This is a genomic window from Verrucomicrobiota bacterium (assembly GCA_016871495.1).
Classification (GTDB): domain Bacteria; phylum Verrucomicrobiota; class Verrucomicrobiia; order Limisphaerales; family VHDF01; genus VHDF01.
Window position 1 is genome coordinate 1 of the sequence record VHDF01000159.1, and the last position, 5,187, is coordinate 5,187.

Genomic DNA, 5,187 nt, shown 5'->3' on the forward strand with positions numbered 1-5,187 from the left:
TTGAGAGTTAAGCAGCTCACTTGAACTGAAGGTCATCGACCGAAGTTCAAGCGTTGCGCCTGCGCTTTTGAGTGTTCGTTACTCAGATGCCCGTACACTTTGCCGATCAGAATCCCGCCGTCTTTGTGGCCGACCCAACGAGCGATGGTCATGAAGTCGATGCCGGACATTACAGCATAGGAGATGAAAAAGTGTCGGCAATCGTGGAAGGTGAAATTGGGCATGTTGGCGGCCGTCCGAGCAAGCTTTAGAGATTCCATGAATGTTTTCGCCGGAACGTCCCTTTCTCCACGTTGGGGAGACGGGAAAATCCATTGAGTGTCGGGGGCCTTCCGTGCAGACATTTCACGAAGGAGAGCTTCGAGCTTTGGATGGAAGTCCACCCTCCGGGACTCGTGGTTCTTGGTCGATCCGTCGGATCCAATCGTGAGCTGGCCAAGGTCGAAGTTCACATCCGTCCATCTCAGAGCCAACGCCTCATTTCTTCGCGCCCCGGTGTACGCCATGAGCCAGATGTAGTCAGCGAATTGTCTGCCATTTTTCAAGGGTTGCCCGTGTTCGGCCGTTGAAGAGATTGCGCCGGAATGAAAGGTTGCCGTCAGTGCTGCCTGCGTGATTCTGGACAAATCCTCAGTCGAAATGAGGGCTCGGTGTTTGGCCGGTTCTCGCAGCTTGCCAATATCCTGCATCGGAAGGCTGTCCACAAGGCCTGCGATTTTAGCGTGTTTCAAGAGTCCCCGCAGAGCGATGACTGCCAAGTTGGCAGTTCTTGAACTTGATCCTTGGTTGAGCATTCGGTCTCGAAATTTTAGAATGTGGTCGGGCCTGATCGCACTGATTCGCATCGGGCCGATGGCGGAAACCCATTTCGCCAGGAGATGCTGGTCCTTTTCGATTGTAGCCGGACGACGATCTCCTGTTCGCATGAGTGTCTTGCGGTGCTCGATATATTCCTCGACGTAATCCGCCAAAGTTGGAACGCGTTGTGTGGTTGGCAGCTTGTCCTTGGCTTTGTTTGACCTGAGCTCGTTCAACGCGGTTTTAGCTTCGGTGAGGGTTGTAATCCGGTTCTGATTGATGTCTAAAAGTGGAAACCAGCGTGTGGTCTCCTTGTTCGTTTCAGGGTGGGTGGTGGAGATTCGCGCCACAAAATGCCCGTTGCGAATGTAAAGTCCTCGGATGGGTTGCTTGCGCCCGTCCAAAGCCTTCTGGTAGGAGTGACGCCGATGCGATTTTGGCCGTTGGACCCTCTCGGAATGATTGCTTGTCATTTCTTCCGGTTTCATGCCGTGAAACTGTCACAAAAAGTGTCACAATGTCAATTCGCTTCGGAGATTGTTAATGTAAGTTGTTTATATTGAACGGTTGCCGGTGTGATGGAATGGCAGACATACGGGACTTAAAATCCCGGGAGGATCAAACCTCATGTGGGTTCGAGTCCCACCACCGGCACCACTGTTTCTTGGAAAATTCTGGGAGGATGATTCTCGTTCTGAAGGGAGTGTCCGGTCCGCCATTCGCCATACGATGAGGACATCCGCAAGACGGTGGATTCCAATCGGTGGCGGTGTAAGGCAGACCCGTGTTTCCCGAAGCCGTTCCTGGCTCTCCTCGCCCGCGGATGAATAGCTTTGGAAACCGTATCAGTTGTTTGTATTGTGGCGCAGGCTGCCCAGTCTGCCGTATCGCCGACGGCCCGTCGGCCCGGCGGGTGAAGAACGAGGCCCTTCCATGCTCTCCACGCGCCTGGGTTCCTTCGTCGACCCGCAGGCTGGGCAGCCTGCGCAACAGCAGACAGGGCTGTCTGCGTTACCAAGATAACCCGGTCACCGACAACTTCTGGATGCACCGAAGGCAGACGGCATGTCCCCCAAGGCGAGGGCGAATCTAGCCGATCAGTTGAACCTCCCGACTAACTTGACGCTCAAGTGACTCACCACTCCGCACCCCGACCCGGCGGAGTTTTTTTGCTTTAAACGACAATCGGTGCATCCCGATGTTGCCGGTGATGCAGGTAGGGCGCGTCCGTCCCGGCGTGTCGCCGGAGCATGATGTTTTGCATCCAGTGGGCGGCGGGCTGGGACAGGCCCGCCCTACCAACAACATTGGGATACACGAAGCGACAATCGCCCTTCATGAATCCACGCAAGATCCTGGCGATAAAGCCATTCCGAATCACTCACCAAATCCATCAAGGATAGGCCTCGGGCTTCGTCATGCCTTTCTAACCCAGGCCGTTGCAAATCTTCGCGACGTTCAACCGCCGCTGATCTGGGTCGGTGCGAAAACTGAACACTGGTTTTTTCACGCGACCAATTAGAAGGGGACGAATGACTAGACCGCGTGGCGCAATTTCAGCTTCTCGCCGCAGGCACGATGGCTCGATTCAGCAAGTCTCAGATTCCATCCGTCTCGCCAATCCGTTCGCCGTCCATCCGGTAAATCCCCACCAAGTAGCCGTTCTCCATGATCTCGCCCACGAAGAGCTTGCCGAAGAAGGTCACCGGCTGGTCCATCACCGCCTTCACCCCTTTGCCCACCATCTTCACGCTCACCCATTCGTTGATCTTGGGCACGGTGCCGAAGCAGCACATGGACTGATCTTTCATGATCAACAGCTCCGTCACCAATCCCCCCTCAACCTTCAATGGAAGCATGTAGCCCTTGAGAGAGATCGGCTTCTGATTCAGCGCGCGCACCGCCGCCGGGATTTGGTCCGGCTTCTCCTTCGGTTCCTCTTTTTTGTCCCCGGGCAGATCTTCCGGGACGATGTAAGTGAAGGTGGACAGCCTGTCGAAGCCCACCGAGAGGAATCCGTCGTGCGCAATCACGGTCGATCCAGGCGGAGGTTCCTCCGCTTTGAACGCGGGCGCTGGCGCGGCGGGTGCAGGCTTGGCCGCCGGCGTCTCGTTCTTGGGCTCAGCCCGCCGGATAGGCTCGCCCCGGGTGGGGGCGCCCTTCCTGGGTTTGCCGTCCGCCTTGCCGTCCGCGGCGTTCACCCCGAGCAGACCCGCCGCGAGCAACGCCGCTATGGTCCAGCCGCCAAAGAAAACCGAATGCGCTTTCATGATGCTTTCACAAGTCGTCGAAACCATTTTACCTCAAGGATCGAACGGATCAATATCAGAACCATTATTCTGAGCGCATGACCTCCAACCCAACGGCATCCCACCTCAAGGACCTGGACTACTCGGTCGTGCAGCAGTGCATGCATTGTGGACTTTGCCTGCCCACCTGCCCGACCTACGACGCCACCAAGCTGGAGCGCAACAGCCCTCGCGGGCGCATCGCCCTCATGCGCGCCATTGCCGACGGCCGACTCGAACCCACCGCGACCTTCGCCGAGGAGATGTATTTCTGCCTGGGCTGCCTGGCCTGCATGACCGCCTGTCCCGCCGGCGTGAATTACGCGGAGCTCTTCGAACATGCCCGCGCCGAGGCGGAGAGCAGCGGCACGCTCGACCATCCCAAGCGCGGGTTGATTCGTTTCTTCACGTTGAACTGGCTGTTCACGGATCTGCGCCGGCTGGAGCTGGTGGGTTTGGCGCTGCGGCTTTACCAGGGACTCGGCCTGCAAACCCTGGTGCGGAAATCCGGCTTGCTCGGGCTGCTGCCCCGCCGGCTGCGGGAACTGGAAGCCATGACGCCGCAAGTGCAGCCCGCCTTTTCCGCGGATCTCATCCCGGAAACGTTGCATCCGTCCCGTCCGAAACGTTTTCGTGTGGCCCTGCTCACCGGCTGCGCACAGGACTTGATTTTCAGCGACGTGAACCGGGACACCGCCGAAGTGCTGGCGCGAAATGGCTGTGAAGTTCATACCCCGCCCTCGCAGCACTGCTGCGGCTCGTTGCACGCGCACAACGGTGACCTTGAGACATCCCGCCTGCTGGCCCGGCGCAATCTCGATCAATTCCCTCCCCGCCAATACGACGCCATCATCACCAACGCCGCCGGATGCGGCTCCCACTTGAAGCACTATGGCAACCTGCTGGCCGGCGACGCGGCTTACGTTGAACGGGCTCGAGAATGGGACAACAAGGTCAAAGACATTCATGAGTGGCTCATCCACATCGGCATGGAGCCGCCCGCCGCGGAACCTCAGGCGGATCGAAAAGTGACCTACCATGAAGCCTGCCACCTCTGCCACGGCCAGAAGATCACCTCCCAGCCCCGGACCTTGCTCAAGAGCATTCCCAAGCTGAATCTGGTGGAACTGCCGGAGAGCACGTGGTGTTGTGGCAGCGCCGGGATTTACAATTTGATCCAGCCGGAAATGGCTGGCCAGCTCCTGGAGCGGAAGGTGAAACACATCGAATCCACGGGAGCCCATGTCGTGGCAACCGGCAATCCGGGTTGCCTCCTGCAGGTCCGCAACGGATGCACCCGAGCTGGCCTCGACCTCCGCGTCGTCCACCCCGTCACCCTGCTGGCGGAAGCCTACCGCGCGGAAGAGCAGGGAACGCAGCCTCGAACGTGACGAGATCGGCCGTCCGAAACCATGACCCTCCATGCCATGGCACTGAAGGGTTCAACGTCCCGACTGACTTGATGCTGAAGTTGCTCACCGTTCCGCACCCCGACCCGGCGGAGCTCTTTCGCTTAAAACGGCCATTCAGCCGCGTCGAGATGGGCAAAAGAATAGGCTCGAGGCCATTCTCCTTCACCGACCCGATCCGCAGACGGCGCGAGCGAGACTTCTCACATGCCCCAAGGACGTCAACGATGTGTTTTATCCACAGTGTCATCAACCGGCGCCGCGTGAGGGCACGAGGCCTCCATGAGAATTCCCAACGCGTGGAGGCCGGGTCCCCAGACCCGGCGCGATGATCTTGGAAACGGCAATGGATCAACATTGATCGGTCCCTCGCTGTTTTCGGTGGAATGGGAGGACAGCCCAGCCCGGAGGGCGAAAGACAGAGGCCCAGCAATTCATCGCTGGATTGGGGCAAGCCAGAGGGACGAGGGATAATCTGTTGAAATGAGGTGACAGTCAGGAAGCACTCTTTCTTACGCAGCCGTTCTCATTTTCCCCCGGAGCGCGGCTGGGTTGTCCTTCAACCGTAAGCGTCAAGCAGGGTGGAGGTTGTGCTGAACAGGGGTGGGGCGGCCGAGTTTGGGAATAGTTTTCATCTTCGCGCGCTTGACTGCGGGATGAAGCTGGCTTTGGATTCCGTTCAAGGTTGATTT

At 58.2% G+C, this 5,187-nt stretch carries 4 protein-coding genes and 1 tRNA gene; 3 read left to right on the plus strand and 2 right to left on the minus strand.

Annotation, left to right across the window (positions count from 1 at the left end; translation table 11 throughout):
- Positions 1-32: 32 nt before the first annotated feature.
- Positions 33-1,286, minus strand: coding sequence for an integrase (locus tag FJ404_19210; protein MBM3824981.1), 1,254 nt, complete (start codon positions 1,284-1,286; stop codon positions 33-35).
- Positions 1,287-1,367: 81 nt separating this feature from the next.
- On the opposite strand from FJ404_19210, the gene FJ404_19215 reads away from it, so the two are divergent.
- Positions 1,368-1,455, plus strand: a tRNA-Leu gene (locus FJ404_19215).
- A gap of 541 nt (positions 1,456-1,996) precedes the next feature.
- Positions 1,997-2,320 carry a hypothetical protein gene (locus FJ404_19220; protein ID MBM3824982.1) on the plus strand — a complete coding sequence of 108 codons (324 nt, stop codon included), beginning with the start codon at positions 1,997-1,999 and terminating at the stop codon, positions 2,318-2,320.
- A 76-nt stretch (positions 2,321-2,396) separates the two neighbouring features.
- Here FJ404_19220 and FJ404_19225 read toward each other — a convergent pair whose 3' ends face one another.
- Complete coding sequence (locus FJ404_19225; GenBank protein ID MBM3824983.1) at positions 2,397-3,068, minus strand: DUF3299 domain-containing protein; 672 nt, start codon at positions 3,066-3,068, stop codon at positions 2,397-2,399.
- Positions 3,069-3,145: 77 nt separating this feature from the next.
- Between FJ404_19225 and FJ404_19230 the strand changes: the two genes are divergently transcribed.
- Positions 3,146-4,477, plus strand: coding sequence for a (Fe-S)-binding protein (locus tag FJ404_19230; GenBank protein ID MBM3824984.1), 1,332 nt, complete (start codon positions 3,146-3,148; stop codon positions 4,475-4,477).
- The last annotated feature ends 710 nt before the right edge of the window (positions 4,478-5,187 follow it).

Coding starts and splice junctions, on each gene's coding strand:
- FJ404_19210 (MBM3824981.1), bottom strand. CDS start 1,286: ATGAAACCGGAAGAAATGACAAGCAATCATTCCGAGAGGGTCCAACGG.
- FJ404_19230 (MBM3824984.1), top strand. CDS start 3,146: ATGACCTCCAACCCAACGGCATCCCACCTCAAGGACCTGGACTACTCG.
- FJ404_19225 (MBM3824983.1), bottom strand. CDS start 3,068: ATGAAAGCGCATTCGGTTTTCTTTGGCGGCTGGACCATAGCGGCGTTG.
- FJ404_19220 (MBM3824982.1), top strand. CDS start 1,997: ATGTTGCCGGTGATGCAGGTAGGGCGCGTCCGTCCCGGCGTGTCGCCG.